Origin of the sequence: Gordonia amicalis NBRC 100051 = JCM 11271, assembly GCF_000332995.1 — a bacterium.
GTDB classification, from domain to species: Bacteria; Actinomycetota; Actinomycetes; order Mycobacteriales; family Mycobacteriaceae; genus Gordonia; species Gordonia amicalis.
In genome coordinates this window covers 14,308-40,560 of the sequence record NZ_BANS01000015.1, presented here as the reverse complement: position 1 = coordinate 40,560, position 26,253 = coordinate 14,308, and the positions used below count along the sequence as shown (strand labels likewise).

At 66.6% G+C, this 26,253-nt stretch carries 23 protein-coding genes, 1 tRNA gene, 1 other RNA gene and 1 pseudogene; 11 read left to right on the top strand and 15 right to left on the bottom strand.

Annotation, left to right across the window (positions count from 1 at the left end; genetic code table 11):
• Nucleotides 1-73 precede the first annotated feature (73 nt).
• Nucleotides 74-985, top strand: coding sequence for a formylglycine-generating enzyme family protein (locus tag GOAMI_RS07690; RefSeq protein WP_040004661.1), 912 nt, complete (start codon nt 74-76; stop codon nt 983-985).
• 10 nt (nt 986-995) lie between these two features.
• On the opposite strand, the gene GOAMI_RS07685 is transcribed toward GOAMI_RS07690, so the two are convergent.
• Complete coding sequence (locus GOAMI_RS07685; RefSeq protein ID WP_040004660.1) at nt 996-3,350, bottom strand: arylsulfatase; 2,355 nt, start codon at nt 3,348-3,350, stop codon at nt 996-998.
• A 332-nt stretch (nt 3,351-3,682) separates the two neighbouring features.
• Here GOAMI_RS07685 and GOAMI_RS07680 point away from each other — a divergent pair, with 332 nt between their 5' ends.
• Nucleotides 3,683-4,918 carry a cation:proton antiporter gene (locus GOAMI_RS07680; protein ID WP_006435889.1) on the top strand — a complete coding sequence of 412 codons (1,236 nt, stop codon included), beginning with the start codon at nt 3,683-3,685 and terminating at the stop codon, nt 4,916-4,918.
• A gap of 155 nt (nt 4,919-5,073) precedes the next feature.
• Here the strand turns inward: GOAMI_RS07680 and GOAMI_RS07675 are convergent, their stop codons facing one another.
• Nucleotides 5,074-6,933: a multicopper oxidase family protein gene (locus tag GOAMI_RS07675; RefSeq protein ID WP_040004659.1), complete on the bottom strand. Its 1,860-nt coding sequence runs from the start codon at nt 6,931-6,933 to the stop codon at nt 5,074-5,076.
• A gap of 175 nt (nt 6,934-7,108) precedes the next feature.
• Between GOAMI_RS07675 and GOAMI_RS07670 the strand changes: the two genes are divergently transcribed.
• Nucleotides 7,109-7,711: a TetR/AcrR family transcriptional regulator gene (locus GOAMI_RS07670; RefSeq protein ID WP_006435887.1), complete on the top strand. Its 603-nt coding sequence runs from the start codon at nt 7,109-7,111 to the stop codon at nt 7,709-7,711.
• A 33-nt stretch (nt 7,712-7,744) separates the two neighbouring features.
• Here GOAMI_RS07670 and gntH read toward each other — a convergent pair whose 3' ends face one another.
• From gntH to GOAMI_RS07655, 3 genes are all read right to left on the bottom strand, one after another.
• A complete protein-coding gene (gene gntH, locus GOAMI_RS07665; protein WP_006435886.1) occupies nt 7,745-8,884 on the bottom strand; it encodes a guanitoxin biosynthesis MBL fold metallo-hydrolase GntH in 1,140 nt (379 codons plus the stop codon).
• A 292-nt stretch (nt 8,885-9,176) separates the two neighbouring features.
• Nucleotides 9,177-9,249, bottom strand: a tRNA-Ala gene (locus GOAMI_RS07660).
• 111 nt (nt 9,250-9,360) lie between these two features.
• Nucleotides 9,361-10,107: a DsbA family protein gene (locus tag GOAMI_RS07655; protein WP_006435885.1), complete on the bottom strand. Its 747-nt coding sequence runs from the start codon at nt 10,105-10,107 to the stop codon at nt 9,361-9,363.
• 119 nt (nt 10,108-10,226) lie between these two features.
• On the opposite strand from GOAMI_RS07655, the pseudogene GOAMI_RS07650 reads away from it, so the two are divergent.
• A pseudogene (locus tag GOAMI_RS07650) lies at nt 10,227-10,924 on the top strand (VIT1/CCC1 transporter family protein).
• Here GOAMI_RS07650 and pgm read toward each other — a convergent pair.
• Nucleotides 10,925-12,568, bottom strand: a complete 1,644-nt coding sequence (pgm, locus tag GOAMI_RS07645; RefSeq protein ID WP_040004658.1) for a phosphoglucomutase (alpha-D-glucose-1,6-bisphosphate-dependent) — start codon at nt 12,566-12,568, stop codon at nt 10,925-10,927.
• 120 nt (nt 12,569-12,688) lie between these two features.
• Between pgm and GOAMI_RS07640 the strand changes: the two genes are divergently transcribed.
• Nucleotides 12,689-13,375 (top strand): alpha/beta fold hydrolase, encoded by a 687-nt coding sequence (locus GOAMI_RS07640; RefSeq protein ID WP_006435881.1) that lies wholly within the window; start codon nt 12,689-12,691, stop codon nt 13,373-13,375.
• 89 nt (nt 13,376-13,464) lie between these two features.
• Here GOAMI_RS07640 and GOAMI_RS07635 read toward each other — a convergent pair whose 3' ends face one another.
• Nucleotides 13,465-15,249, bottom strand: coding sequence for a long-chain-acyl-CoA synthetase (locus GOAMI_RS07635; RefSeq protein WP_006435880.1), 1,785 nt, complete (start codon nt 15,247-15,249; stop codon nt 13,465-13,467).
• A gap of 144 nt (nt 15,250-15,393) precedes the next feature.
• Between GOAMI_RS07635 and GOAMI_RS07630 the strand changes: the two genes are divergently transcribed.
• The 5 genes from GOAMI_RS07630 to GOAMI_RS23190 all read left to right on the top strand — a co-directional run bounded on the left by GOAMI_RS07630 (nt 15,394) and on the right by GOAMI_RS23190 (nt 19,707).
• Nucleotides 15,394-16,635 carry a CaiB/BaiF CoA transferase family protein gene (locus tag GOAMI_RS07630; RefSeq protein ID WP_006435879.1) on the top strand — a complete coding sequence of 414 codons (1,242 nt, stop codon included), beginning with the start codon at nt 15,394-15,396 and terminating at the stop codon, nt 16,633-16,635.
• A gap of 181 nt (nt 16,636-16,816) precedes the next feature.
• Nucleotides 16,817-17,743 carry a metal ABC transporter substrate-binding protein gene (locus GOAMI_RS07625; RefSeq protein WP_006435878.1) on the top strand — a complete coding sequence of 309 codons (927 nt, stop codon included), beginning with the start codon at nt 16,817-16,819 and terminating at the stop codon, nt 17,741-17,743.
• Nucleotides 17,740-18,495, top strand: a complete 756-nt coding sequence (locus GOAMI_RS07620; RefSeq protein ID WP_006435877.1) for a metal ABC transporter ATP-binding protein — start codon at nt 17,740-17,742, stop codon at nt 18,493-18,495. Before GOAMI_RS07625 ends, GOAMI_RS07620 begins: the two co-directional genes overlap by 4 nt.
• Nucleotides 18,492-19,367, top strand: a complete 876-nt coding sequence (locus tag GOAMI_RS07615; protein WP_006435876.1) for a metal ABC transporter permease — start codon at nt 18,492-18,494, stop codon at nt 19,365-19,367. Before GOAMI_RS07620 ends, GOAMI_RS07615 begins: the two co-directional genes overlap by 4 nt.
• A 184-nt stretch (nt 19,368-19,551) precedes the next feature.
• Entirely contained in the window at nt 19,552-19,707 is a 156-nt protein-coding gene (locus tag GOAMI_RS23190) for a DUF6131 family protein (protein WP_085950442.1), read from the top strand.
• A 205-nt stretch (nt 19,708-19,912) separates the two neighbouring features.
• On the opposite strand, the gene ssrA is transcribed toward GOAMI_RS23190, so the two are convergent.
• Nucleotides 19,913-20,288: a transfer-messenger RNA gene (gene ssrA / locus GOAMI_RS22545) on the bottom strand.
• Between the two features lie 62 nt (nt 20,289-20,350).
• On the bottom strand, nt 20,351-20,896 hold the full coding sequence (locus GOAMI_RS07610) for a TetR/AcrR family transcriptional regulator (protein WP_006435874.1): 546 nt from the start codon (nt 20,894-20,896) through the stop codon (nt 20,351-20,353).
• Nucleotides 20,897-21,035: 139 nt separating this feature from the next.
• Here GOAMI_RS07610 and GOAMI_RS07605 point away from each other — a divergent pair, with 139 nt between their 5' ends.
• Complete coding sequence (locus tag GOAMI_RS07605; RefSeq protein WP_040004674.1) at nt 21,036-21,401, top strand: hypothetical protein; 366 nt, start codon at nt 21,036-21,038, stop codon at nt 21,399-21,401.
• Nucleotides 21,402-21,424: 23 nt separating this feature from the next.
• Here GOAMI_RS07605 and smpB read toward each other — a convergent pair whose 3' ends face one another.
• From smpB to prfB, 6 genes are all read right to left on the bottom strand, one after another.
• Nucleotides 21,425-21,898, bottom strand: a complete 474-nt coding sequence (gene smpB / locus GOAMI_RS07600; RefSeq protein ID WP_006435872.1) for an SsrA-binding protein SmpB — start codon at nt 21,896-21,898, stop codon at nt 21,425-21,427.
• Between the two features lie 68 nt (nt 21,899-21,966).
• Nucleotides 21,967-22,875 (bottom strand): permease-like cell division protein FtsX, encoded by a 909-nt coding sequence (gene ftsX / locus GOAMI_RS07595; protein ID WP_006435871.1) that lies wholly within the window; start codon nt 22,873-22,875, stop codon nt 21,967-21,969.
• Nucleotides 22,876-22,930: 55 nt separating this feature from the next.
• Nucleotides 22,931-23,617, bottom strand: a complete 687-nt coding sequence (ftsE, locus tag GOAMI_RS07590; RefSeq protein ID WP_006435870.1) for a cell division ATP-binding protein FtsE — start codon at nt 23,615-23,617, stop codon at nt 22,931-22,933.
• Between the two features lie 101 nt (nt 23,618-23,718).
• Nucleotides 23,719-24,171, bottom strand: coding sequence for a hypothetical protein (locus GOAMI_RS07585; protein WP_006435869.1), 453 nt, complete (start codon nt 24,169-24,171; stop codon nt 23,719-23,721).
• The gene (locus GOAMI_RS07580; RefSeq protein WP_006435868.1) at nt 24,171-25,133 is read right to left on the bottom strand and encodes a mechanosensitive ion channel family protein; all 963 of its coding nucleotides are present in this window, start codon (nt 25,131-25,133) and stop codon (nt 24,171-24,173) included. Before GOAMI_RS07580 ends, GOAMI_RS07585 begins: the two co-directional genes overlap by 1 nt.
• Nucleotides 25,130-26,245, bottom strand: coding sequence for a peptide chain release factor 2 (gene prfB, locus GOAMI_RS07575; protein ID WP_006435867.1), 1,116 nt, complete (start codon nt 26,243-26,245; stop codon nt 25,130-25,132). The genes GOAMI_RS07580 and prfB overlap by 4 nt, the downstream gene beginning before the upstream one ends.
• Nucleotides 26,246-26,253: the final 8 nt, after the last annotated feature.

The following is a 26,253-nucleotide window of genomic DNA, read 5'->3' as shown; positions in this document are numbered from 1 at the left end:
ACTCGAAACTCGCCGGTTCCGGGATACTCGAGGTGTGCAATCTGCAGCGCCGACCGGCCGCGCACCGAAGAACATGAGCTGGATTCCGGGCGGGATGTTCTGGATGGGGTCGGAGGAGTTCTACCCCGAGGAGCGTCCGGTCCACCAGGTGGGTGTCGGCGGGTTCTGGATGGACACCCATCCGGTGACGGTCGCCGAGTTCCGGCGTTTCGTGAAGGACACCGGTCACGTCACGACCGCCGAGGTCGCGCCCGATCCGGCCGAGTATCCCGATGCCGACCCGGCGCTGCTGGTACCCGGGTCGCTGGTGTTCACCCCGCCCGCTCGGCGCGTACCGCTCGACGACTATCGCCGGTGGTGGTCGTGGGTGCCGGGTGCGGATTGGCGCCATCCCGAGGGTCCGGGAAGTACGGTCGGCGGCCGCGAACGCCATCCGGTGACCCACGTGTCCCACTATGACGCGCTCGCCTACGCCCGGTGGGCGGGCAAGGAGCTGCCGACCGAGTCCGAGTGGGAGTTCGCGGCCCGCGGCGGTCTCGATCGGGCCCGGTTCTCGTGGGGCGACGAATACACCCCGAAGGGGCGGTACCTGGCCAACACCTGGCAGGGCGAGTTCCCGTGGCAGAACCTCGCGGAGGACGGGTACGTCGGCACGTCCCCGGTGGGCAGCTTCCGGCCCAACGGTTACGGCCTGGTGGATGTGACCGGCAACGTCTGGGAATGGACGACGGACCGCTTCACCGCCCGCCACGATCCGAACAGACGTGGGAGCTCCCCGGTCACGGCATGCTGCATGCCCGCCGATCCGCGCACGCTCGCGTCCGGGACCGGCGCCGAGGCCCATCCCCGGCGAGTCATCAAGGGCGGATCGCACCTCTGCGCCCCGAACTACTGCTTGCGCTACCGGCCCGCAGCCAGGCAGGGCGAGAGCGCGGAGACCTCCACCTGCCACATCGGGTTCCGCTGCATCGTCCGCAGCCGCTGAGCAGCGCCGGTCAATCGATCGAGAACCAGGCGCGCACCTGCGCCTCGTGGTCGACATAGCGTTCGCCGGAGACGTCGACGACGACCCTGTCGATCGTGCCCCCGGTGAACGGGAACGGGGACACGTAGTCAGGTGTGACCGATGAGGCGCTGTCACGCCCGACGCAGATGCCGTCACCGACGGCACAGAACGGCCCCGGCTGGGTGACGATCTCACCGGTCGCCACCTGCTGATCGTCGACGTAGAGGGTCAGGGTGCCGGCGAACCCCGGCATCGCCGGATCGGTGTTCTTCCCGGAGAGGGCGAATTCGGCGGTGCACACGTGGTTTCCGGGACCGATGTCCCGGTCGGCGACCACGGTCTGCAGGTGCGTGCCGACCCAGTTGAAGGCGTAGCGCAGACGACGATCCTTGACGTAGAGACTGTGACCGCCGGCCAGGCCGCCGTGGGCGTAGAGGACTCCCCCGGCATCCGCCGAATCCAGGTGGACTCCCGCGGCGATCGTGTAGGACCGTCCGATGATGACGACACCGGCCGCCTCGGGGACGTCCGCGCAGTCCGGGTAGTAGACGTAGCGGTCCCGCGTCTTTCCCGGGCGGGGACGTTCGGCGAGCACCTGTTCGAGGGCGCTGCGGTCGTCCAGCGGTAGCCCGTGGTAGCGGCCGGCGTAGTAGAACCACAGGCTCTTCAAGGCTTCCAGCCGCTCGGGCTCGGCGTCGGCGAGATCGTGCAGTCGGGCCCGGTCCTCCGTCAGGTGGTACAGCTCCCACACATCCTTGTCGAAATGGCCCCAACCGGACAGCGGCGGATGCACGGAGCAGACGAGCCACCCGTCGTGATACAGCGAGCGTTGCCCCAGCATCGTGTAGAACTGCACGTCCTTGCCCGGCGCGGCGGGATCGGTGAGCGAGGCCGCGAAGCTCTCGCCCTCGAGTGGACTCTGGGTGTATCCCTTCAGGACCTCGGGCGGGGTGATGCCGAGCAACTCGTAGATCGTCGGGACGACATCGACCGCATGGACATACTGCTGGCGAGGCTCGGCCGAGGCGTCGATCCGCGCCGGCCACGAGAGCACACACATGTCGGCGATGCCACCCTCGTAACCGGCCCAACGCTTCCAGTACGGAAACGGGGTGTCGAAGGCCCACGCCCACCCGGTGTTGTAGTGGTTGTACGACGCGGGTGTGCCGAGCTCGTCGAGGTGTGGCAGGGTGCCCTCGGCGGTGTCGGGGATCCCGTTGAAGAACCGCCATTCGTTGAACGATCCGTTCGGCCCCCCTTCACCGCTGGCACCGTTGTCGGAGACCACGACGATGAGGGTGTTGTCGAGCTCGCCGGTCGCTTCGAGCAGGTCGATCACCCGGCCGAGCTGATCGTCGGTGTAGGAGATGTAGCCGGCGAAGACCTCGGCCATCCGGATGAACAGACGTTGCTCGTCGGCGGTGAGCGAACCCCAAGGTCGGACCGTGTCGAGCAAGGGCCACGGCTGTCCGTCGGGCCCGGTGGTGGCCGGTTCCCCGTGCGGATTGATCGGGGAGAGCTCGGTGTCCTCGGGTAGCAACCCGAGATCCTTCTGCCGCTGCAGGATCTCGGCACGGATTGCCTCGTAGCCCTGGTCGAACCTGCCCTTGTACCGGTCGGCCCATTCGGTGAAGACATGGTGCGGGGCGTGCCCGGCCTGTGGGGCCAGGTACATGAAGAACGGTTTGTCCGGGTCGACGACCCTGGCGTCACGGATGAATTCGATTGCCTTGTCCGCCAGGTCTTTCGACAGATGGTAGCCGTCTTCCGGGGTTGCGGGGGCGTCGATCGGATGGTTGTCGTAGACCAGGTCGGGGTACCAGCTGCTCGACTCGCCGCCGAGGAAGCCGTAGAAGCGCTCGAACCCGCGGCCCAGCGGCCACCGGCTCTTGACCGCGGCCATGTTCATCTCCTCGCCCGGCGTGAGATGCCACTTGCCGACGCAGTAGGTGTTCCACCCCCGCTCGGCCAGCACCTCGGAGATGAATCCGTTCTCGAACGGTATGTGTGTGGAGATGCCCGGAAATCCGGAGCTGAACTCGGCGATGGTCGCCATACCGTTGGTCGTCGCGTTGCGCCCGGTCAGCAGTGAGGCCCGGGTCGGGGAACACAGGGCGGTGGTGTGGAAGTTCGAATACTTCACACCCCGGTCGGCGATGCGTCGCATGGTGGGTGTCTCGGTCGGACCCCCGAAGATGTCCATGCTGCCGTACCCGACGTCATCCCACGCGATGATCAGGACGTTCGGGGCGTTCTCGGGCGCCTGTGCGGGAAGGTACGGCGCCCAGTCCGGGATGGCATCGCGAATGTCGACGGCGATCTTTCCGCGGTGAGTTCCTGCCATGACGAGGCTCCCGGTGTCGAGCAAACCTGGCTGACCCCCGGAATCCCGAGCGTAACAACTGGCCTGATCGCCGAACATGCAAACGGCTCGATCGGCCGAAGTTCATCGCACGGCATTCCGGGTCTGGCAGAATGTGACCACGCCACTCTCGGGTCGAACGGCCGCGCAGACCTCTGCGGCGAGGCGAGAAGGACTCGGATCATGATTTGGATCATCCTGACGTTCCTGGGAATTCCACTGTGGTCCTGCATGGCGGTTCTCGGGCCGTTCGGACAACAGCGGTCGGCGGCCGACGCCCCCGTCCACCGTCCGCCCTCCTCGAAGGCAGGATCGTGACCTGGGCGCTTCCGGCGATCGCCGCGATCCTGCTCGTCTTCGCGGCGATCTCCGGACGGGTCTCCGGCACCTCCCTCACGGCTCCGATGGTCTTCACCGCCGGGGGCCTCGTGCTGGGCGCGCACGCTGCCGGACTGATCGACGTCGAGGCCACCAGCGAAACGGTGAAGTTGCTCGCCGAGGTCACCCTCGCCCTCGTGCTCTTCGCCGATGCCTCCCGCGTGAACCTGATTGCTCTGCGAGCCGAGATAGCACTCCCTGCACGCCTTCTCGGTATCGGACTACCCCTCACCATTGCCGCCGGATTCGGCGCCGCGGTGCTCGTCCTGGGCGACCTCGCCTGGCCCGAGGCACTGTTGCTCGCCGTGCTCCTCGCACCCACTGACGCCGCGCTCGGGCAGGCTGTGGTCACCCTGCCGATTCTGCCCTCGCGGGTGCGACAGGGGCTGAACGTGGAAAGCGGGCTCAACGACGGCATCTGCGTTCCGCTGTTCCTGATCGTATTGGCGATCGCCGGCGCCGAATCCGGGGCAGTCGGCGGTGGCGCGGCCGTGCGGTTGGTCACCGAGGAGATCGGCTACGGCATCCTCGCCGGGATAGGTGCCGGGGCCGTCGCGGCGGTGGTGCTCCTCCTCGCCGGGAGCCGCCGCATGATCGATTCGTTGTGGGTTCAGATCCTGCCGGTGGCCGCCGCCACACTGGCTTACACCGTCGCTTCGCCTCTCGGCGGCTCGGGATTCATCGCCGCGTTCGTCGGTGGGCTGACCTTCGGGGCGATCCGACGCCGCGCGGGAGGGGAAGTCTCCCACTTGATCGACGAAGCCGGGGACGTGTTCAGCGCCGTGACATTCATCGTTTTCGGCGCGGTGTTCTTGGGGCCGGCACTCGGGCACCTGTCGTGGTCGGTGCTCGCCTACGCCGTACTGAGTCTGACCGTCGTGCGCATGCTGCCCGTCGCGCTCGCACTGCTCGGCACCCATGCCCGGCGCCCGACCGTGGCCTTCGTCGGCTGGTTCGGCCCCCGCGGGCTGGCCACCATCGTCTTCGTCATCCTGGTTCTCGAAGAACCCGGCACCCTGCCCCATGAGGACCTGCTACTGCTCACCGCCGTCGTCACCGTGGGCCTGTCGGTCCTCGCCCACGGGGCCACCGCCGCCCCCCTCGCCGACCGGTACGCCGCATGGTTCCGCCGCAACCCGCGGCCCGAACAGCGGCCGGCCCACGAGGCGTAGTCGGCACGGCGCGACGCCGGGTGGTCCCGGCGTCGCCGAACGCGCGATACTCCATTTTCACGAGTCCGTTTCCGCTGCAGCACTTGGCATTTCAGTCGTAGATCCCGGCTGAGGAGATGATCGAACAACCGAACGAGTCCGGAACCCGACCTATGTCACGGCACCACCCTGTAACGCAACATCATGTCGTGGTCCTCGTGGTCGAGGATGTGGCAGTGCCAGACGTAACCCTGCAGATCCTTGGTGACCATTCCGTGCGCCGGCGTCGCACCGGCGTGGTTGTGGTGCGCAGATGGTGCCGGCCGGTCGGCCTCCTGGCCGAGTGACGGGCGTGTCCAGGACTGCGTCGGATCGGAGGAGAAGATCGCGTCGGGGTCGAATCCCAGTTCGTCGGCCGTCGGGAAGCGGACGACGATCGACGTCACGTGCCCACCGGTGGCGTGCACAGTGTCCTTCCAGCCCGCCTCCCAGGCCGCCGGGCCGCGCATCGGTCCCGCGTAGAAATCGCTCGGATCGGGTGCCCATCGGGTTCCGAGCGGCGGTTGCGGATGGGCCGCCTGGTACTCGACGGTCCGCAGTGGACGCCTTCCGAGTACACGGAACATCACCAGATGCAGGTGCACCGGGTGAGGATCCGGCGTGATGTTGATGATGTCCCATCGCTCGGTGGTACCGGCGCGCGGCTTCTCGATCTGCGGATCGGAGTAGCGCAGATTGTTCAGCGACATGATGGCCGGCGGGACGCGCAGCGCGTAGGGCTGCGAAACACTCACCCGCCGCACCCGCTGCGGGGTGGCGACGGCCGGTATGCGATTCGGTTGTCCCGGTCCACCTCGAAGGCGGTGTGGCACACCGCCCCGGTGACCGCGGTCGGCACCTGCGATGAACCGGCAGAACCGCGGCATGGCGACCTCACCCAGAATCGCCGCCTGGAATGGCGGCGCGAGGTCGTTGCAGAGGTCGACGGTCTCTCCTGGTGCGAGCGAACCGAAGTCGACCAGTAGATCGAAGCGCTCGCCGGGCGCCGCCTGGAACGAACGGGTCGCGACCGGAGCGTTGAGCAGGCCGCCCTCGTTGCCGATGACCCAGAAGCGCATGCGGTTGGAGAAGAAGAGGTTCCACACCGAGAACGACGCCGCGTTGATCAGCCGGAAACGGTACAGCCCACGAGCCACCGTCATCTTCGGCCACACCTTGCCGTTGACCAGCCCGCGGTCGCCGACCGCGCCTCCCTCCCACATCCCCTGCGGGACCACCGGCGTCGAGCGCAGTGACTGATGCCCGTCGGGGCGGAAGATCTTCTCCTGCAGGATCAGTGGGATCTCGTACTCGCCCGCGGGGAGCCCGAGTGGATTCTGGGGCGTACCGGTGTCGTGGTCGTCACGTAGGAAATACATCCCGGCCAGCCCCGCGTACACGTTGGCACGCGTGATCGCCATCGCATGGTCGTGGTACCAGAGATGCCCGGCCTCTTGACGATTGGGGAATTCGAACAGCGCCGTGCCGTGATGCGGCAACATCAGCCGTTCCGGGTTGCCGTCGAATTCCGGTGGGGTGGCACCGCCGTGGAGATGCATCGAGGTGACCGGCTCGTCGCGGTACCGCTCGGCGACGCCATGCAAAGACGTGTCCAGATCCGCCGCGAAGATGTGCTTGCCGAGTTCGCTGCGGTAGTGCACTGTCGTCTGCTCGCCGACATGGGCCTCGATGGTGGGCCCCAGATAGGACTCGTCGTTGTAGGCCATAGTCGGCACCTTCGGCTGGTCGCGATGGAACCGGCTGCTGGTGGTGCGGGCGACGATCTCGATCGGCTGCGACGGCGATGAGGTGATGACGCTCGGCACGGGAAGGTCGTCGACGTAGGCGGTCATCTCCGGCGAGTGGAAGATGGTCGGCAGCTTGATGTCAGGCACGGGCGCGGCGCCCGACGAGGCTGTGCCGAGGCGACCGCCCACCACCCCGGACGCGGCCGCTGCAGCGGTGCCCATCAGGAACTTCCGTCGATTGACACCCATGCCCACTCGGCCCCCTTCACCCGGCGCCACCACTACGCCAGGGCACCATACCATCGGTATGGTGCCCTGCGGGGACGGCAACACCACCATCGATCTCGGCCTCATCGGACCTGGTAGAGGCCAGATAAGGTCTGACCTTCGACGGATCACCCGCCCCGGGAGGCAAGATCGGAAGATGACCCACTCGCGCAGCGCCGACCAACCGGGTGCCCCCAGACCAGGCGGCCACCGTCTGAGCTCCCACCGTCTGGGCGCCACCGACTGGGTCGACGCAGCACTGGAACTGCTCACCTCGACCGGCGGCCCGCGGGGTGTCACCATCGCCCGGTTGTGCGAGACGCTCGGCGTCACCAAGGGAAGTTTCTACTGGCACTTCACGGATCTCGACGGCCTGTGGGAGGCGATGGCGATGCGCTGGAAGGACATGAACCGTCAGCGGGTCATCGAACTGAATTCCCTGGCCGAGATGACACCCGACGCTCGACTCACCGCGTTGTCCACGATGCTGGTCAGCAGCGACCACCTCACGGTCGAACGAGCCATCCGGGACCGGGCACGCACCAACGAGCGCATTGCCGAGACGGTGCGTGACATCGACAGCGAGATCTTCGCCGCAGCCGAGGCCACCCTGACGGAACTCGGCATGGGTCCCGGACAGACACGCATGCTGGCGAGCCTGCTGGTGTACGCCGGGATCGGTTACATCCACGGGCACGACGGCCTCCCGGCCATCAGTCCCGACGACGTGCAACATGCGTTGGCGGCGCTTCTCTCATGACGCCGAAACGCTCGCCGCGACGAAGTCCGTATCTCAGTCGGTGATCAGGGCGTCGGCCCACCAGGCCGGAGGCGGCTTGGGTGCGGCCATCGGCGGACCGGTCACTCCGGTGGGGCCGACGACCGGCCAGGCGGACGGGTCGATCATCGCCTGCCGGGTGACGACGCAGTCCCGGGTGATGGTGAACGTCGTCAGGTCCTGCGCTATCGTCACGGGTCCCTCGTACTGGGTGCGCATGTCGGCGAACGCCGGCCCGACCGTCTCGTGGTCCACGTCCAGGTGCCACATCACCGACATGCGGGCACCTACCCGCCGGAACACCTTGCCCGCAGCGGTCGGGCTGGTGTGGGCACCGTTGACGATCTTCTCGGCGAATTCCGGTGGGACACCGGCCTTCCTGGCATAGATGCCCGGCGAAGGAAATGTCTCGTGGATGAGTAGGTCCGCACCGTCGCAGGCATCCACGAGGGTGTGGCTGGGCCGCGTGTCACCGGAGAAGACCACGCACAGCCCGGCGTAGTCGAGACGGTAGCCGACTGCGCCGTTGAGGATGTGGATGACCGGGAACGAGGAGATGCGCACACCGTTGCGCTCATAGACCGTGCTCGTCGTGGCGAAGGGGACTTCGGTGACCTCGGTGCGTGCTCCGGACTGGCCGGGGTGCCCGCACAGGGACTCCATGTCCCACGCATGTGCCGCCTCGAGGTGTTGCGTGTAGGCGCGCGTACCGAGCTCGGGGCGCTCACCGCCGGGACCCCACACCTCGACCGGGTCGCGACGCCCGGCCTTGGCCAGGCTCCACACCAAGGTCGGCATGTCGCCGACATGGTCGGCGTGCAGGTGGCTGAGGAAGACCTTCGTGGTGGCCGTCACGGGTAGCTGCAGGCCGTTGAAGTTGGCCAGCGCCCCCGACCCCAGATCGAAGAAGAAGAAGTCTCGCTGTTCGTTACCGACCTCGATCAGCACCGACGCCGATGCTTGCGCCCGCTTGACGAACGGATCGCCGCTCCCCAGGATGGTCACCCGGATCTCGCCGTCGGCGACCCGCTCGGTGTCGGGACGCACGGTGCGCGGATAGTCCCTGGCCGGCGTCCCGACCATCGGGGTGGTCGTCAGCGGGGCCTCGCCACCCTCGTAGGCCAGCTCGGTCATCTCGTCGATCTCAGAAGTCATCGCTGAACCATTCCGTCGGGCCCGGCTCAGCGTGCGCGGATCGTCGGAGGACGCACACATGACGTCGCTCCTGCGGTTTGCCGCCGATCAAGCCATGGTCCGAGACTAATGGCGCGAACGGTCCACGTCCGCCGAACGGTGCCACCGACCTCCTCTTCGGCACGACCAGGGCTCCACACATTCGCACCGACTGGGAGTGGCACCCGAGATCCATCTGCCCTGGGGCCGTCGGGGATGATCCCGAGGAACGAAGAAGCCCGCTCCGACCAGAGTCGAAGCGGGCTTCTTTCAGTGGAGCTAAGGGGACTCGAACCCCTGACCCCCACACTGCCAGTGTGGTGCGCTACCAGCTGCGCCATAGCCCCGTATTTTGTTGTTCCGCCCTGTTCAAGGGCACTAGGAAAGTTACACCACTGCCATGACGGCGACCAAATCCGCAGGAACCGGGCCCGATGCAGGGCCCGGTCCCTCCCGGATCAGGACTTGCCGGCCAGGATTCCGTCGAGCCAGCCGGTGCCGTCGAGCAGGTTCTCGACGGGCTTGCCCTCGTGCAGAACGCTTGGGGTGCCCACCTGGCCGGCGGCCTTCTTCAGTTCGTCGGTCGACTTCGTGGCGTTCGCCTCCGCCTGCGCGACCTTCTCGTTGTTCGTGATGCACGTCGCGGTGGCGGGGGTCGCACCCTGCGCCGTCGCGAGGCGGGCGAGTTCCGGACTGGTGATGTTGCCGGTGCCGTCCTCGGCCGGCTGGGCGCCGAACAGCGCGCTGTGGAACCGGAGGAACAGGTCGGTGTTCTGCTCTTGCGCCACACACGTGAGGGCACCCGCGGCCCGCGAGCTGTAGTCGCCCGTCGCCGATCTGGAGTTCAGGAAGTTGAGCGTGTGATAGCGCACGCGCAGCTTGCCCTCGGTGACCGCGGCGGTGATCGCAGGCCCCGACTGCTGCTCGAAGAGCTTGCACACCGGACACAGCGGATCCTCGAACAGATCGATCAGCGGTGCGTTCTCCGGTCCGACGATCATCGTCGAGCTCGACGCGAGCGCGGACTGGTCCGCAGTGCCCTTGTCGCGGCCACTCCACCAGATGCCGCCGATGACCAGACCCGCGATCACCAGGACCGCGATCCCACCGAGGACGTAGGTCATCGTGCTCGACGGCGCGCTCGGCTGATACTTCGACTTGGTGGCGCGGGGCACGGAGGCTCCCGACTTACGCTTTTCGCTCACGTTACGACAATATCCGCGCCGCACTGATAAGTCGCTGAGTGTATGCCCCAGGTCGTCGAGCGGCCCGGAACGTGCGTCGTTACGCTCGGCGGGTGACGGACAGAGAGCTCGACGAGGACATGAACCCGATCAGCCATGAGCACGCGGACGTGTCTGGTGGCCGTGTGCGAGCCGCGACCTTCGGGGCGATGGACGGGCTGGTCACCAACATCAGCCTCGTCGCCGGTGTCGGTGGCGCCGGTGCGAGCGCACACACCATCGTGTTGTCGGGTGTCGCGGGCCTGATCGCGGGCGCGTTCTCGATGGCTCTCGGCGAGTTCACCTCGGTCTCGACGCAGAACGAGCAGCTCGACGCCGAGGTCGCTGTCGAGCGCAACGAGATCGAGAAGAACCCGCGCGGCGAGCTCGACGAACTCATCGACATGCTCACCGACATGGGGATGACCGAGTCGACCGCGACCACCGCGGCGAACGAGATCCACGCAGACCCCGACGGCGCCGTCAACGTTCACATCATCCACGAATTGGGCGTCGCCCCTCGGACAAGCCGTCCCCGTGGGTGGCCGCGGTCTCCTCGTTCATCATGTTCGCGATCGGCGGCATCGTGCCGCTCATCCCCTACCTGCTCGGCTTCTCGTCGCTGATCCTCGGCCTGTCGGTGGGTGCCGTCGGACTCCTCATCGCCGGTGGCGTCGCCGCCTACGTGACCCGTCATCCGATCGTGCGGGGCGCGCTGCGGCAGCTGTGCTTCGGGGTCGTCGCCGCCGGCGCCACCTACCTGGTGGGCCTGGCGATCGGCGTCCCCGCGGGCGGCTGATCAGCTCCCGAGTGCGGCGTCGACGACCTGCTGCGCCTCCTTCTGGACCTGCGCGAGATGCTCAGGGCCTTTGAAGGATTCGGCGTAGATCTTGTAGACGTCCTCGGTTCCCGACGGCCGCGCGGCGAACCACGCGTTCTCGGTGGTCACCTTCAGGCCACCGATGGCCGCCCCGTTTCCGGGTGCGGTGGTCATGATCGCGGAGATCGGTTCACCGGCGAGTTCGGTGGCCTTCACCTGCTCGGGCGAGAGCTTCGACAGCACCGCCTTCTGCTCGCGCGAGGCCGGTGCGTCGATGCGGGCGTAGGAGGTCTCCCCGTACTCTTCGGCGAGTTCGGCGTACCGCTGCGACGGCGTCTTGCCGGTGACGGCCAGGATCTCGGAGGCGAGCAGCGCCATGATGATGCCGTCCTTGTCCGTCGACCACGGGGTGCCGTCGAACATCAGGAACGACGCCCCGGCGCTCTCCTCGCCGCCGAAGGCGACGCGGCCGGACAGCAGCCCGTCGACGAACCACTTGAAGCCGACCGGCACCTCCAGGAGCGGCCGTCCTATTCCGGCGACCACCCGGTCGATCAGCGACGACGACACCAGCGTCTTGCCGACCGCGGCCTGCGCCGACCACTGCGGGCGATGCGTGAACAGGTAGTCGATGGCGACCGCGAGGTAGTGGTTCGGATTCATCAGGCCGGCGTCGGGCGTGACGATTCCGTGGCGGTCGGAGTCGGCGTCGTTGCCGGTGGCGATGTCGAAAGAGTCGCGCGCGGAGATGAGCGATGCCATCGCGTTCGCCGACGAGCAATCCATCCGGATCTTGCCGTCGGTGTCGAGCGTCATGAACGAGAACGTCGGGTCGACGGTGGGGTTGACGACGGTGAGGTGTTCCAGGTTGTAGCGCAGACCGAGGTGGGCCCAGTACCCGACCGACGCCCCGCCGAGCGGGTCGGCGCCGATGTGGATGTCGGCGTCGCGGATGGCCTTCATGTCGACGACGTCGCCGATGCCCTCGATGTAGCCGAGCAGGTACGAGTAGTCCGTCACGTGCTCGCTCGCGCGGGCACGCTCGAACGGGATGCGCTTGACCCCGTCGAGGCGCGACGCGAGCAGTTCGTTCGCGCGTGCCGCGATGACCGACGTGATCGTGGTGTCGGCCGGTCCGCCGGTCGGCGGGTTGTACTTGAATCCGCCGTCGCGGGGCGGGTTGTGCGACGGGGTCACCACGATCCCGTCGGAGAGCACTCCGGGGTTCTCCTTGTTGAACGTCAGGATGGCGCGGCTGACCGCTGGAGTAGGTGTGAACGAGTCGTCTTCGGCGGTGTACACGGACACCTCGTTGGCGGCGAGAACCTCCAGCGCGGTCCGCCACGCCGGAATCGACAAAGCGTGGGTATCGAAACCGATGAACAGCGGACCCGTGATTCCGGCACCTCGCCGGTATTCGACGATCGCCTGGGTCGTCGCGAGAATATGCGCTTCGTTGAATGCGGTGTCGAAACTCGAACCCCGATGACCAGAGGTCCCGAACACCACCTGCTGCAACGGGTCCGACGGATCGGGGACGTTCTCGTAATAGGCACGCTCGAGTGCCTCCACATCGACGAGGTCTTCGGGCAGGGCCAATGTTCCAGCTCGGGAATGCGCCATATTTGCGATTCTGCCACTCTGCGCGGAATCCGCCTGCCCGACGATGCCGATTAGCGAGACTCACGAGACCGGTCCATATTCCGCCCGGAATCGAATCGCTAGGGTGGAACGATCGTCGACGTGCCGTTGGAGGCCAACCAGACCATGAAGAACCCCGGTCGACCCGGCCTGTTTCGGCCCGCCCTGCTCTCCCCCGGCATGTTCGCCCGCCGTGACTCGGCCGGCCTCATCGTCCTGGTGCTGCCCGGTGGCACCGACGACAGCCGCAAGCCGTTCTCCGCGTGGCAGGGGTCGGCACTGCGCATGTATCCGTTCACGTGGTCGCTGAGGCTTCGCTACGGACGGTCGGTGCGTGTGCATCAGGTGCGGTACCGCGTCTACGGGTGGAACGGCGAGGACAACAGCCCGATGCTGCCCGCGCGAGCCGCGCTCGACGAGATGTGCCGCCGCCACCCGGGCGTCCCGGTGGTGACGATCGGGCATTCGATGGGCGGCCGCGTCGCCGCACAGCTCGCCGCCGACCGTCGGGTGATCGGCGTCCTCGCCCTCGCCCCGTGGTGGCAGCACGCCGACTGGCGGCACATCCAGCCCGGCGCCCGCGTGGTGGCGATCCACGGCGACGCCGACGAGAGAACGTTCGCCAAGCGCACCCACAAGGGCATCGACGAGTTGTCGGCCCAGGGCGTCGACGCCGAGTACATCAACGTTCCCGATGGGGATCACGCGATGCTCGACCACGTCGGGCTGTGGCAACGCAGCGCTCTCGACTTCGTCGGTGAGCGCCTGTCCGCGCTGCGTCAGTCCTGACAACGCACAAACCCACCATTGATCGCCAAACCCAGCACCCCCATGAGTGGAGGATCTGGCGATCAACGGTGGGTTTACGAGGCGCTCGATCAGGCCGGGCGCCGCGACCCCGACAGTTCCTCGACGAACTCCGGGTAAAACTCGACGTAGGTGTCACCGGAGAGCACGAACATCGGGTCCTCACCGGTCTCGGAGTAGGCCTGCTTCCGCAGTTCGGTGCGCATGTTCTTGAAGGTCGACGTGTGTTCGAGCTGGGGCACGAGCCGCACGAACAGCGGCACCGCGTAGGTCGGCAGTCCGTCGCGGACGTGCGCGGCGAACCCGGCGGCGTCGAACTCCCGACCGTCCTGGAGGCTCACAGCCGCCATGCCGGCCTTGCCGTCGACGCCGGGCACCGGCACGCCGAACACGACGGCCTCTTCGACGGAGTCATGCGCATCGAGGACGGCCTCGACCTCGGTGGTGGCGACGTTCTCGCCCTTCCAGCGGAAGGTGTCACCGATGCGGTCGACGAATCCGATGTGGTTGAAGCCCTGGTCGCGGACGACGTCGCCGCTGTTGAACCACTGGTCGCCCTTCTTGCGGGCGTCGCGGACGATCTTCTTCTCGGTGGCCTTGGGGTCGGTGTACCCGTCGAAGGGGACGCGCGAGTTGATCTGTGCGAGAAGCAGTCCCGTGCCGCCCTTGCCGACCTTCTTGACCCGCCCGTCGGGTCCGCGCAGCGGCTCGCCGGTCTCCTCGTCGTATTCGACGACGATGTACGGCAGCGGCGAGAAGCCAGCTGTCTTCGACAGGCCGAAGACGTTCACGAAGCCGATGTTGGCCTCGCTGGCCGCGTACAACTCGACGATGCGGTCGATGCCGAAGCGCCCGGTGAAGTCGTCCCAGATATCGGGGCGGAGACCGTTGCCGACGGCGAGCCGCACTCGGTGTGCGCGGTCGGTCGGCTTCGGCGGCTGCGCAAGGAGATACCGGCACAGCTCACCGATGTAGCTGAACGCGGTGGCGTCGTTCTCGATGAGTTCGTCGAAGAACCGCGACGCAGAGAACTGCTTGCCGATCGCGAGGCAGGCGCCCGACGCGAGCACCGACGACAGCGAGATCGTGAGCGCGTTGTTGTGGTAGAAGGGCAGCGCCGTGTACATCACGTCGTCACCGCGGAGTCGGATGCCGAGACCGCCGATACCGTTCATGGCCACCAGCCAGCGGTAATGGGTCATCTTGCTGGCCTTGGGATATCCGGTGGTCCCGGAGGTGAAGATGTAGATCGCGGTCGACCCGAGTTCGACGGTCTCCGTCGCCGCCGGGTTGACGGGAGAGCACGGCGCGGTCAGTGACGACAGCTTCTCGAAGGTGAATTCCTTTGATGGACGCGCACTCTCCGGTACCGAGTCGAGAGCCTCGACCAGATCCTCCTGGTAGAGAACGACCTTGGCGCCGATCAGACCCAGGCTGTGCTCGAGCACCGCGCCGCGCTGGTGGAAGTTGATCATGCCGCAGATCGCGCCGATCTTGACGATGCCGAGCATGGCGATCACGACGTCGGGGTGGTTCTTCGACAGCACCGCCACCACGTCGCCCTTGCCGACACCTTCCCTGGTCAGGAAGTCGGCGAGCCTGTTGGCGCGGGCGTTGGCCTCGCGGTAGGTGATCGACGAGCCCTCGAAGCGCAGGAAGTCGCGGTCCGGGTACTTGTCGACGGACTGCTGGAAGCGTTTGCCGATCGACATCTTGGTCGTCGGCGGCTTCGGCAGCATCTCCGGCAGCACACGCAGAACGGTCCCGATGTCCTTGCGCAGTGACGCGACCCCCGCCGCCATGTCGGCGAGACGGATGTCGGGCAAGAGCCCGGTCCCCGATGCGTGTTCAACCATTCAAAGCCTCCCCGAGTATGTGTTCGACGACACACACCATAGCGGGAGATCGGCGACAATGAAACGTCGGTAGCGATTCGTTCCAACCGGGGATCGGTCACCTGGTGATGGCGCCACCGGTTGTGACCCGCCACACTGTCTTCCATGACCGACAACACCGTTGCCGCGCCGGACCGGTCCGCAGCGCCGACCGGACCGCTCGAGGGCGTCACCGTACTCGAGCTGGGAACCCTGATCGCGGGCCCGCATGCCGCCCGACTCCTGGGCGACATGGGCGCCGACGTCATCAAGATCGAGCCGCCGGGCAAGCCCGACCCGATCCGCACCTGGGGCCAGGCCGAGGTCGACGGCCATCGCTTCTACTGGACGGTCCACGGCCGCAACAAGAAGGCGATCACCCTCGACCTGCGCTCCGATCGTGGACGCGAGATCTTCCTCCGGCTCGCCGACCACGCCGACATCGTCGTCGAGAACTTCCGGCCCGGCACCCTCGAGCGCCTCGGCATCGGTCCCGAGGTGTTGTCCGAGCGCAACCCGGGCATCATCGTCGTACGTGTGTCCGGCTACGGCCAGACCGGACCGGATTCGACGCGTGCCGGTTACGCATCCGTCGCCGAAGCGGCGAGCGGCCTACGGTATCTCAACGGCTATCCCGGGCAATTGCCTCCGCGACTGGCACTTTCGCTCGGTGACACCCTCGCCGGGATGTTCGCCGCACAGGGCGCGTTGGCGGCACTGTATCGCCGTTCGGTGACCGGCAAGGGCCAGGTCGTGGACACGTCGCTCATCGAATCCTGTGTGGCCGTTCAGGAGTCGGCGATCGCGGACTACGACGCCGGTGGCGTGGTGCGCGGACCGTCGGGAACGCGCCTCGACGGCATCGCGCCGTCGAACCTCTACCCCACCAGCGAGGGCACGCATGTGATCATCGCGGCCAACCAGGACTCGGTGTTCGCACGCCTCTGTCAGGCGATGGGCCGGCCCGAACTCGCGACCGACGAGCGATTCGCCGACCACGCCGCCCGCGGTCGCAACCAGGACGAGCTCGACGAACTGATCGGCGAATGGTCGTCGCAGTATTCGCCCGACAAACTCACCGAGGTCCTGAGCGCCGCGGGAGTCGTTGTGGGACCGGTCAACACGGTCGCCGAGGTGGTCGCCGACCCACATTTGCGGGCACGCGGGATGATCGCCGAACACTACGACGAACGGGCGCAGCGCACGGTCCTCGGACCCGGCGTCGTGCCGCAGTTCAGTGACACCCCCGGCGGCATCCGCAACGCCGGCCCGCCCGCGCCGGGGTGCGACAACGAGACCGTCTACGGCGAGGTGCTGGGGCTGTCGGCCGACGAGGTGGCCGAGCTGCGGGCGTCGGGTGTCATCTGACCGGCCCCTGAAATCCGCCCCTGGAAAGCGCCCCCGGAAAGCACCCGCCACAGGTCCGCGGGCGACCATACTGTCGCCGACCTCGTTGAGCAGGGCGGCTTCCTGGGGCGGTTTGCAGCGGAAACGGAGATGAGGGCTTCCTCAGGTAGAAAGTTCGGCGACCCGAAACTATAGTGTCGGCATGCCCAAGTTGAACGCTGCCCGCCGACTCCTGCCAGTCGGCGCACTCATCGCTGCGATCGGGATTCTCATCTCGGGCTGCACCCTCTCCAGCCGGCTCCCCGACGAGAAGGTCGTGCTGACCACGTTCACCGTGCTCGCCGACATCGCGTCGAACGTGGCCGGCGACCGTCTCCGCGTCGAGTCGATCACCAAACCCGGCGCGGAGATACACGGCTACGAACCAACACCCGGCGACGTCCGACGCACGGCGACGGCTTCCCTCGTCGTCGACAACGGACTCAACCTCGAGGCCTGGTTCGGGCAGTTCGTCGAGGGCCTCGACGTCGAGCACGTCGTGGCCGGCGACGGCATCGCACCGATCGACATCGCCTCGGATGCCTATGCGGGCAAACCGAATCCGCATGCATGGATGAGTCCGGTCAACGTCGGCATCTACGTCGACAACCTGGTCGACGCCTTCACCGACCTCGACCCCGAGGGCGCCGAGATCTTCGCGGCGAACGGCGCGTCGTACAAGAAACAGTTGCAGCAGGTGCAGACCGAACTGGTCTCCGCACTCGACCACCTGCCGCCCAACGAACGCGCACTGGTCACCTGCGAAGGCGCCTTCTCCTACCTCGCACGCGACGCCGGGCTCACCGAGCGCTACATCTGGCCGGTCAACGCCGAGCAGCAGGCCACCCCGCAGCAGGTCGCCGCGACCATCGACTTCGTGCGCAAGAACCGGGTGCCGGCTGTCTTCTGCGAGTCGACCGTCTCCGACGCAGCGATGCAGCAGGTCGTCGGCGCCACCGACGCCCGCTTCGGGGGCACCCTGTACGTCGACTCCCTCTCGGAGGCCGACGGCCCCGTGCCCACCTACCTCGACCTGATCCGCCACGACGCCCGGACCATCGTGTCGGGACTGACGGGAGACAACCGATGATCACCTCGCAGGCAATCCAGGTCGACGACGTCACCGTGCGCTACGGGCGAATCCTCGCACTCGATCACGCGTCGGTGCGGGTGCCGACCGGCCGCGTCTGCGCCCTCATCGGCATGAACGGATCAGGAAAGTCGACACTGTTCAAGACCATCGTCGGGTCGGTCACCCCGACCACCGGCTCGGTCACCCTCGCGGGCAAGAGCCCGACCGCTGCCCGCAAGTCCGGCCTCGTCGGGTACGTACCGCAGTCCGAGGACATCGACTGGTCGTTCCCGCTGTCGGTACGCGATGTGGTGATGACCGGCCGCTACGGCCATCTCGGCTTCACCCGACGCCCCAGACGCGCCGACCACGACGCCGTCGACGCAGCACTCGCCCGCGTCGAACTCACCGACTACGCCGACCGCCAGATCGGCCAGCTCTCCGGCGGTCAACGCAAGCGCGCCTTCGTCGCCCGCGGCATCGCCCAGGAGGCGTCGATCCTCCTGCTCGATGAGCCGTTCGCCGGCGTCGACAAGCGCACCGAGGCCACGATCACCGCACTCCTGCGTGAACTCGCCGACTCCGGTGTGACGATCCTGGTCTCCACTCACGACCTGCAGGTCCTGCCGACGCTCGCCGACGAGGCGATCCTGCTGATGCGCCGGGTCGTCGCCCAGGGCGCTCCGGAAGAGGTCATCACCACCGACAATCTCGTGCGCGCCTTCGGACTCGACCCGCTCGAACGCGACCGCCAAGGAGAGGCATCGTGAGCATCGTCGACTACCTCCTCGACCCGTTCGCCTACGCGTTCATGACGCGTGCGCTGTGGGCGACGCTGATCTCGTCGGTGGTGTGCGCCCTGTTGTCCTGCTGGCTGGTGCTCATCGGCTGGTCGCTGATGGGTGACGCGGTCTCCCACGCGGTGCTGCCCGGCGTGGTCCTCGCCTACATCGTCGGAATCCCGTTCGCCATCGGCGCGGCCGTCTTCGGATTCCTCGCGGTGACGATGATCGGCGCGGTCCGCGACGGCGGGCGGGTGAAGGAGGACGCCGCAATCGGCATCGTCTTCACGACGCTGTTCGCGCTCGGCCTGGTCCTGATCTCGGTGACGCCGAGCCAGACCGATCTGAACCACATCATCTTCGGCAATCTGCTCGGCGTCTCGACGTCCGACCTCATCCAGATCGCCATCCTCGGCGCCATCGTCGCGGTCATCCTCCTGCTCAAGCGCCGCGACTTCACTCTCTACGCCTTCGATCCCACGCACGCCTTCGCCATCGGTCTGAGTCCGAGACTCCTCGGCGCTGCACTCCTCGCCCTACTCGCCCTGACCGCCGTGACCGCCCTGCAGGTCGTCGGCATCGTGCTGGTGGTGGCGATGCTGATCATCCCCGGCGCCACCGCGCAGCTGCTCACCAACCGATTCAGCCGGATGCTCATCATCGCTCCGGTCACCTCTGCACTGTGCGGCGTCATCGGCCTGTACGTGTCGTACTACCAGGACACCTCGCCCGGCGGCATGGTCGTTCTGGTGCAAGGCATCCTGTTCCTGCTCGTCTTCCTGTTCAGCCCGACCCACGGCGTCATCAGCAAGCGACGCCGTCACCGCGAGAACGCGCTGGCCGACGCCACGGCGGCTTGAGCCGCCGGCCGAGACCGCCCGCTGTCGAGATCCGCCGTATCAATCGGGTGTTGCCCACGTGCCCGCAGACCTGGATCCGACGTCCGGCATCATTTGGCGCACCACCGGATGTGACGGGAGTAAGGTGAGAATCGCTTGCAGCAGCGTCGAGCATCCTGTAACACCGAACCCCGGAGTGTGCGCGGTGATCATCCTCGGAATCATCCTTCTAGTTCTCGGATTCATCTTCGGCATCCCGATCCTGTGGACCCTGGGCATCATCATCGCCGTGATCGGCGCGATCCTGGCGATCCTCGGTGCCACCGGGCGCGCGGTGGGCGGTCGAGCGCACTACTACTGAGATAGGCATCCGGAGAACCAGCACCCGGCTTTCGCCGAACTCGAGGTTTGAGGTCAGCTCAGATTCCCGAACTGACCCCACGCTGTTTCCGAGTTCATGGGAAGGGCTGCGGAAGTGACCAGCAAATCCTACGGTGCCGTTGCGAGTGACGTGTCCAACCGCTGTACGCAAAAGCGCCCCACCTGCGAACAGGTGGGGCGCTTCGCCGTGGAGCTGCCGGGAATTGAACCCGGGTCCTCCGTCGTGTTGGTAGGGCTTCTCCGTGTGCAGTCCGCTATGTCTCTACTTGGATCTCCCGGTCACGCGAACAAGCCGAGATGACGATCCCAGTCGCTGTTTGATGTTCCGACCTCGCCCGCGACCGGCGAGGACGGTGAGCTCCCTGAGATGATGCCGGCATCCGGATTCGGGAGCAAAATCCGGGCCGACAGACTAGCCGTCGCTACTTAGGCAGCGAGGGCGTAGTCGCGCTGATTGGAATCGGCGCTTAATTGGTTGCTGCGACGCTTATACGGTGGTCTCCAGCCTGCACCGACACGCTTCCCCTACCTCGACGCACGTAGTCGAAACCGATCAGCCCCGAGGAGGAACCCGCCGACCGAAGTCAGCGAGTACTTCAGTCTAACAAGTCGGACAGCGGAGTCTATTCCCGGCTGAGCACGAGCGGGGCGTACAGCTCGACGACACGGTTCTCCCAGTCGTCGCCCACACTCCCCGACCTGGCCTTTTCGGCCACGAGCGTCCCGACGATCCCGTCGAGCAGCGCGTCCGGGTCCACGGTCGACGCCACGAGACCACGGCCCTTGCCGTCGTCGATGACGGCGGCGAGATCGGCGCGGTGCTTGGACAGCACGGTTCGGAAGATCTCGGTGAACGCGGGATCGGCATCGGTGATCAGCGCCGCCATGCCGCCGAATCCGATGCCGTCGGACACCATGGATGCCGCCTGCCGGACCACCCACCTGAGTCGCTGCTCACCGGACAGATCCTCGTCGAGGGCCGGCGGCGTTCCCACGGCGACGAGCGCGGCGGTCAGCATCTCGTCCCGGTTGCGGTGACGCCGATAGATGGTGGTGCGGGCGACGCCGGAATGAGCTGCGACCGCCTCGATCGTCACCCCGGCCGGACCTTTCGCGCGCAGCAACTCCAGCGCAGCCGTGATGATCTTCGAGCCGCTGTCAGCAGGCACCCGCGGAACCCTTCGTCGTCGAATCCGGTGCTTCAGGAATATCACGCGCCCATCGAGCGCTACATATAGTGTAGCGCTACAGTCGGTGTATCGATACATGAGATGTAGCGATCAATTCTCAACAAGGAGGTTGGTGGACGTGCACAATGCATCCAGCTCGAAGTCGTACGCATTCGCCGGGTACCTGGTGATGCTTCTCGGATTCCTTTTCCTGGGACTCTTCGTGGTGTCCCTGGCCGGCGGCATCGGTGCGCCGGCATGGCCGTTCGGCCTGGCGGTGGCAGTGCTGTTCGCCCTGTCCATCGCTGCTTTCCGGCTGCAGATCACACTCAGCGAGCAGCACTCCGACGACATGATCATCTCGTCGGATCCGATGACTCCCCCGCTGCGACGTGCCGACGTCGAACAGTACGAGCGGACCTACCGTCGCGCACGGGTGGCAGCCGTCGAGGCCCCCGCGACCGCACCCGCGGACGAGGGCACTCGTCTCGACCGGGCCGCCTGACGGCTATCTCACCGAAGGTGAGGTCACATCCCCTTCACCCGACGGCCGACCTCACGCTCGACCTCACGCTGCGCGGTCCGCTTGGCGATGTCGTGACGCTTGTCGTGGGCCTGCTTACCGCGGGCCAGCGCCAGCTCGACCTTCACGCGACCATCGCTGAAGTACATCGAGAGCGGCACGAGCGTGAGGTTGCCGTCTCGGATCTTGCCGATCAGGTTGTCGATCTCACGACGATGCATCAGCAGTTTGCGCTTACGCCGGACCGCGTGATTGGTCCACGAGCCCTGGCCGTACTCGGCGATGTGCAGGGCGTGCAGCCAGACCTCACCGTCGTCGATGGTGGCGAAGGCGTCGACGAGCGACGCCTTTCCGGCGCGCAGGCTCTTCACCTCGGTTCCGACGAGGACGATGCCGGCCTCGTAGACGTCGAGGATGGTGTAGTTGTGCCGCGCCTTGCGGTTCGTCGCAATCACGTTGCGTCCCTTTTCCCTGGGCATCGCGCACTCACCTCCTCGTCGAACCGGTAATCGTACTGGCCGCGCCACAACGGCAGCAGCGGGTCCGCTCACTCACGGACGTACACACGAAGGGTGACATATGCCGTCGCACCCGCCAACACAATTCCGCCGAGGATCAGCCAGGGCGCCACGAACAGCACGTCGGTCAGCTCGATGCGGGCGAAGAAGCTGACGCCGTACAACTCCTTCAACGCCGTGTCGAAGAAGAACTTCTTCGCGAGCAGCAGACCACCGATCGCCAACAGCGAACCGGCCAGGGCGGACACCACCGCCTCCAGCAGGAACGGCAACTGCGTGTACCACCGCGTCGCGCCCACCAGGCGCATGATCGACACCTCGGTCCGTCTGGTGAAGGCAGCGATCTGAACGGTGTTGATGATCAACAGGATCGCCGCGATCGCGAGCACCGATGCGATCGCGAAGGTCGCGTTCCGCACGCCGTCGAGCACGCTGAAGATACGTTGCACCAGTTTGCGATCGTCCTTGAAAGCGTCCACGCCCATGTCTTTTCGGCCCGCGTACTTGGTGAGCACGGCGTCGAACTGTGCCGGGTCGGAGACGCGGACCCGCAACGACGCCGGCAGCGTGCCCTCGACGATGTTCTCGGCGAGGTCGGGGTTGTTGGCGAAGATCTCCTTCGCACGCTTGTAGGCCTCGTCCTTGTCCAGGTACGTCACCGAGGTGACCCCGGGCTCGTTCTCGAGTCCCTGGCGCAACTGCGCACACGGGTCCGCATCACACTGCGGATCGCGTTCGGTGATCTCAGGATTGAGGTAGAACTCCATCTCCACCCGGTCGAGGAAGATCTTCTGGCTCTTGTCGGCCATCTGGATCACCAACAGACCGCCGCCGAACATGCCCAGCGTGATCGCCGTCGTGATGATCATCGCGATGGTCATGGTCGCGTTGCGGCGGAGTCCGTGGAGAACCTCGCTGATGATGAAATTCGCTCGCATGCTTGCTCAGACGTCCTTGGGGGTCGTTGTTGTGTGTCGGGAGTGGGCCGAGCCGTCAGCCGATTCCGTACACACCCTGCGGGTCGTTGCGCACGAGCTGCCCGTTGTCGAATTCGAGAACCCGGCGCCGCATCGCGTCGACGATGTGCCGGTCGTGAGTGGCCATGACCACCGTGGTGCCCCGACGATTGACGCGGTCGAGGACGTCGACGATCTCCTCACTGGTCTCGGGATCGAGGTTTCCGGTGGGTTCGTCGGCCAGCAGAACGAGCGGGCGGTTGACGATGGCACGGGCGATCGCCACTCGCTGCATCTCGCCGCCGGACAGCTCGTTGGGCATGCGGTCGTGCTTGCCCTCGAGGCCGACGTACTCGAGCACCTCGGGCACCACGCGCTGGACCGTCGACCGCGGGCGGCCGATCACCTCGAGCGCGAAGGCGACGTTCTCGGCGACGGTCTTCTTCTGCAGCAGACGGAAGTCCTGGAACACACAGCCGATCGACTGTCGCAGCTTGGGCACGTCCCGGGCCCGGAGCTTGTTGACGTGGAACTCACCGAGATACACGTCGCCGCTCGTCGGCCGGTCCTCCTTGAGCAGCAGTCGGAAGAACGTCGACTTGCCCGATCCGGACGGTCCGATGAGGAACGCGAACTCCCCCTTGTCGACCTCGAAGCTCAAATCCTTCAGAGCCGGCCGAGAGGATGCCTTGTACTGCATCGTGACGTTCTCCAGCTTGATCACGATGAGCCAGTGTAACGACGACGCCTGAGAGTCCGTTCAGGCGCGACACACCACACCGTGAATGTTCCTGACCTGCCCCTTCGGCAGCGGTTGTGTCGACCTCAGCGTGTCGGGACGGGCGTGGTCGGCGTCGGCGCGCCGAACTGCGGTATCTCCACCCCCGGCAGACCCGGGATCGTCGGGCGGGTGGTGGACGGCGTCGACGTGGAGCGTGTACCGCCCTCGGTCCCGCCGTCGATGCCCGGCTCGCTGGTCGACGACTCCGACGGTCTACTGGACGTGGTTTCGCTGAACGTCGACGGCACCGGTTCCTCATAGACCGGTGTGTCGACGACCTGCGACGTCTTCGGTGCAGGCCGAGGAGGTTCCGGCGCGACCACGCCGTAGCGCTGCGAGGTGTAGCCGTAGAGGACACAGCAGAGGATGAACACGGCGAACAGGATCGTGGTGCTGATCCGTACCGACGTCCTACCGATGTGCTGATTCCACCGGAACCGGAAGCGACGTCCGTCCTGCGGATCCGACGGCGACGAGCCCTGTGGGGATTCGGCCATCACTCGTCCCCGCCCCGGTCACGCGCGACCTGGTCGGCCAACGTTGCCGGCGGCCCACTCGACGCCTGGACGTCGCGTGGGGGCACGTTGATCCCCTCCCGTGCCAGCGCCCGGATGATGTGGACGCGCAGGGCGCGGCCCACTTCGAACTGCTTGCCCGGCAGGGTCCGCGTCACCATGCGCACGGTGATCGAGTCCAGTTCGAGGCTGATCACGCCGAGCGACGACGGCGCGTCGAGCAGCAGATCGTGCCAGCGCGGCAGCTCGTAGAACTCGCGGCCCACCCGATCGAGGGTGTCGTTGACGAGGCCGATGTCGGCCTCGGAGGGCACCGGCACGTCGACCACGGCGCGGGCCCAGTCCTTGGAGAGGTTGGTGGCCTTGATGATCTGACCGTTGGGGACGGTGATGACCTCGCCCTCGGTGGTGCGGAGCTTGGTCACCCGCAGGGTCACGTCCTCGACGGTTCCCTCGGCCGGGGCGTTGCCGGTGACGGTCAGGTTCACCACGTCGCCGTAGCCGTACTGCTTCTCGGCAACGACGAAGAAGCCCGCCAGGATGTCCTGCACGATGCGCTGCGCGCCGAAACCGAGGGCTGCACCGATCACGGCGGTCGGTCCGGTGAGCCCGCTGAGCGGGATCCCGAACACGCCCAGGATGTGGATGACGACGACGATCGCAATGCCGACGATCAGCGTCCACGCCACCACATCGACCAGCGCCCGACGGTGTTTGGCGTCCTCCGTCTGGACGATGAGGTCGCTGGTGGAGAAGCGCGACTCGACCCGCGTGGCATATCTGCCGGCGAACCACCGGATGACGCGGGCCAACAGGACCGCACCCAGGATCCAGATCACGATCTCGAGTCCGTTGGTGGCCAGCCAGACATAGACCCGGCCGATGAGGAGTTCGGTCGGGGACGGCCCGGCGGCCAGCAGCGCGGCTCCCGGCTGCACGGTCACGCTTCGGCGGACGCCATACGCCAGCGAATGCCGGCTTCGATGAACTTGTCGAGCTCTCCGTCGAGCACCGCGGTCGGGTTGTTGTCCTCCACGCCGGTCCGCAGGTCCTTGACCATCTGGTACGGGTGCAGCACGTAGGAACGCATCTGGTTGCCCCAGCTCGAACCGCCGTCACCCTTCAGTGCGTCGAGTTCGGCGCGCTCCTCCAGTCGCTTGCGTTCGAGGAGCTTGGCCTGCAGCACCCGCATCGCCGACGCCTTGTTCTGCAGCTGGCTCTTCTCGTTCTGACAGGTCACGACGATGCCGGTCGGGATGTGTGTCAGGCGCACGGCGGAGTCGGTGGTGTTGACCGACTGACCACCGGGGCCGGACGAGCGGTAGACGTCGACCTTCACGTCGTTCTCGTCGACGTCGATGTGGTCGGTGGTCTCGACCACCGGCAGCACCTCCACCTCGGCGAACGAGGTCTGGCGGCGGCTCTGGTTGTCGAACGGGCTGATCCGCACGAGGCGGTGGGTGCCCTGCTCGACCGAGAGGGTGCCGTACATGTAGGGCGCCTTGACCGCGAAGGTCGCGGACTTGAGGCCCGCCTCTTCGGCGTAGGAGGTGTCGTAGACCTCGACGCCGTACCCCTTCTGCTCGGCCCAGCGGATGTACATGCGCATCAGCATCTGCGCCCAGTCGGCGGCGTCCACACCACCGGCGCCCGAGCGGATGTTGACCAGTGCCTCGCGGGAGTCGTACTCACCCGCGAGCATCGTCTTGACCTCCATGGCCTCGATGTCGGCGCGCAGGCTCGCCCGCTCGGCATCGGCGTCGGCCAGGGCCGCGGTCTTGTCGTCACCCTCTTCGGCGTCGGCGAGCTCGTAGTGCACGGGCAGGTCGTCGAGGCGCTGACGCAGTTCGGAGACCTTGCGCAGCTCGGACTGGGCGTGCGAGAGCTCGCTGGTGACCTTCTGCGCGTGGTCCTGGTCGTTCCACAGGTCGGGATCGGAGGCCTGCATCTCCAGCTCGTCGATGCGACGACGGAGCTCCTCGAGGTCGAGCACCTTTTCCACGGTGGTCAAGGTGGTGTCGAGGGATTCGAGGTCTGCGGTCACGTCGGGATGCACGGTTATCC

Bases quoted from the DNA above. Each gene is read 5' to 3' on its own strand.
- pgm (WP_040004658.1), bottom strand. From the start codon at position 12,568: ATGGCGCATTCCCGAGCTGGAACATTGGCCCTGCCCGAAGACCTCGTC.
- GOAMI_RS07630 (WP_006435879.1), top strand. From the start codon at position 15,394: ATGACCGACAACACCGTTGCCGCGCCGGACCGGTCCGCAGCGCCGACC.
- GOAMI_RS07690 (WP_040004661.1), top strand. From the start codon at position 74: ATGAGCTGGATTCCGGGCGGGATGTTCTGGATGGGGTCGGAGGAGTTC.
- ftsX (WP_006435871.1), bottom strand. From the start codon at position 22,875: ATGCGAGCGAATTTCATCATCAGCGAGGTTCTCCACGGACTCCGCCGC.
- smpB (WP_006435872.1), bottom strand. From the start codon at position 21,898: ATGCCCAGGGAAAAGGGACGCAACGTGATTGCGACGAACCGCAAGGCG.
- GOAMI_RS07675 (WP_040004659.1), bottom strand. From the start codon at position 6,933: ATGGGTGTCAATCGACGGAAGTTCCTGATGGGCACCGCTGCAGCGGCC.
- GOAMI_RS07670 (WP_006435887.1), top strand. From the start codon at position 7,109: ATGACCCACTCGCGCAGCGCCGACCAACCGGGTGCCCCCAGACCAGGC.
- GOAMI_RS07635 (WP_006435880.1), bottom strand. From the start codon at position 15,249: ATGGTTGAACACGCATCGGGGACCGGGCTCTTGCCCGACATCCGTCTC.
- GOAMI_RS07685 (WP_040004660.1), bottom strand. From the start codon at position 3,350: ATGGCAGGAACTCACCGCGGAAAGATCGCCGTCGACATTCGCGATGCC.
- gntH (WP_006435886.1), bottom strand. From the start codon at position 8,884: ATGACTTCTGAGATCGACGAGATGACCGAGCTGGCCTACGAGGGTGGC.
- GOAMI_RS07620 (WP_006435877.1), top strand. From the start codon at position 17,740: ATGATCACCTCGCAGGCAATCCAGGTCGACGACGTCACCGTGCGCTAC.
- GOAMI_RS07585 (WP_006435869.1), bottom strand. From the start codon at position 24,171: ATGGCCGAATCCCCACAGGGCTCGTCGCCGTCGGATCCGCAGGACGGA.
- GOAMI_RS07625 (WP_006435878.1), top strand. From the start codon at position 16,817: ATGCCCAAGTTGAACGCTGCCCGCCGACTCCTGCCAGTCGGCGCACTC.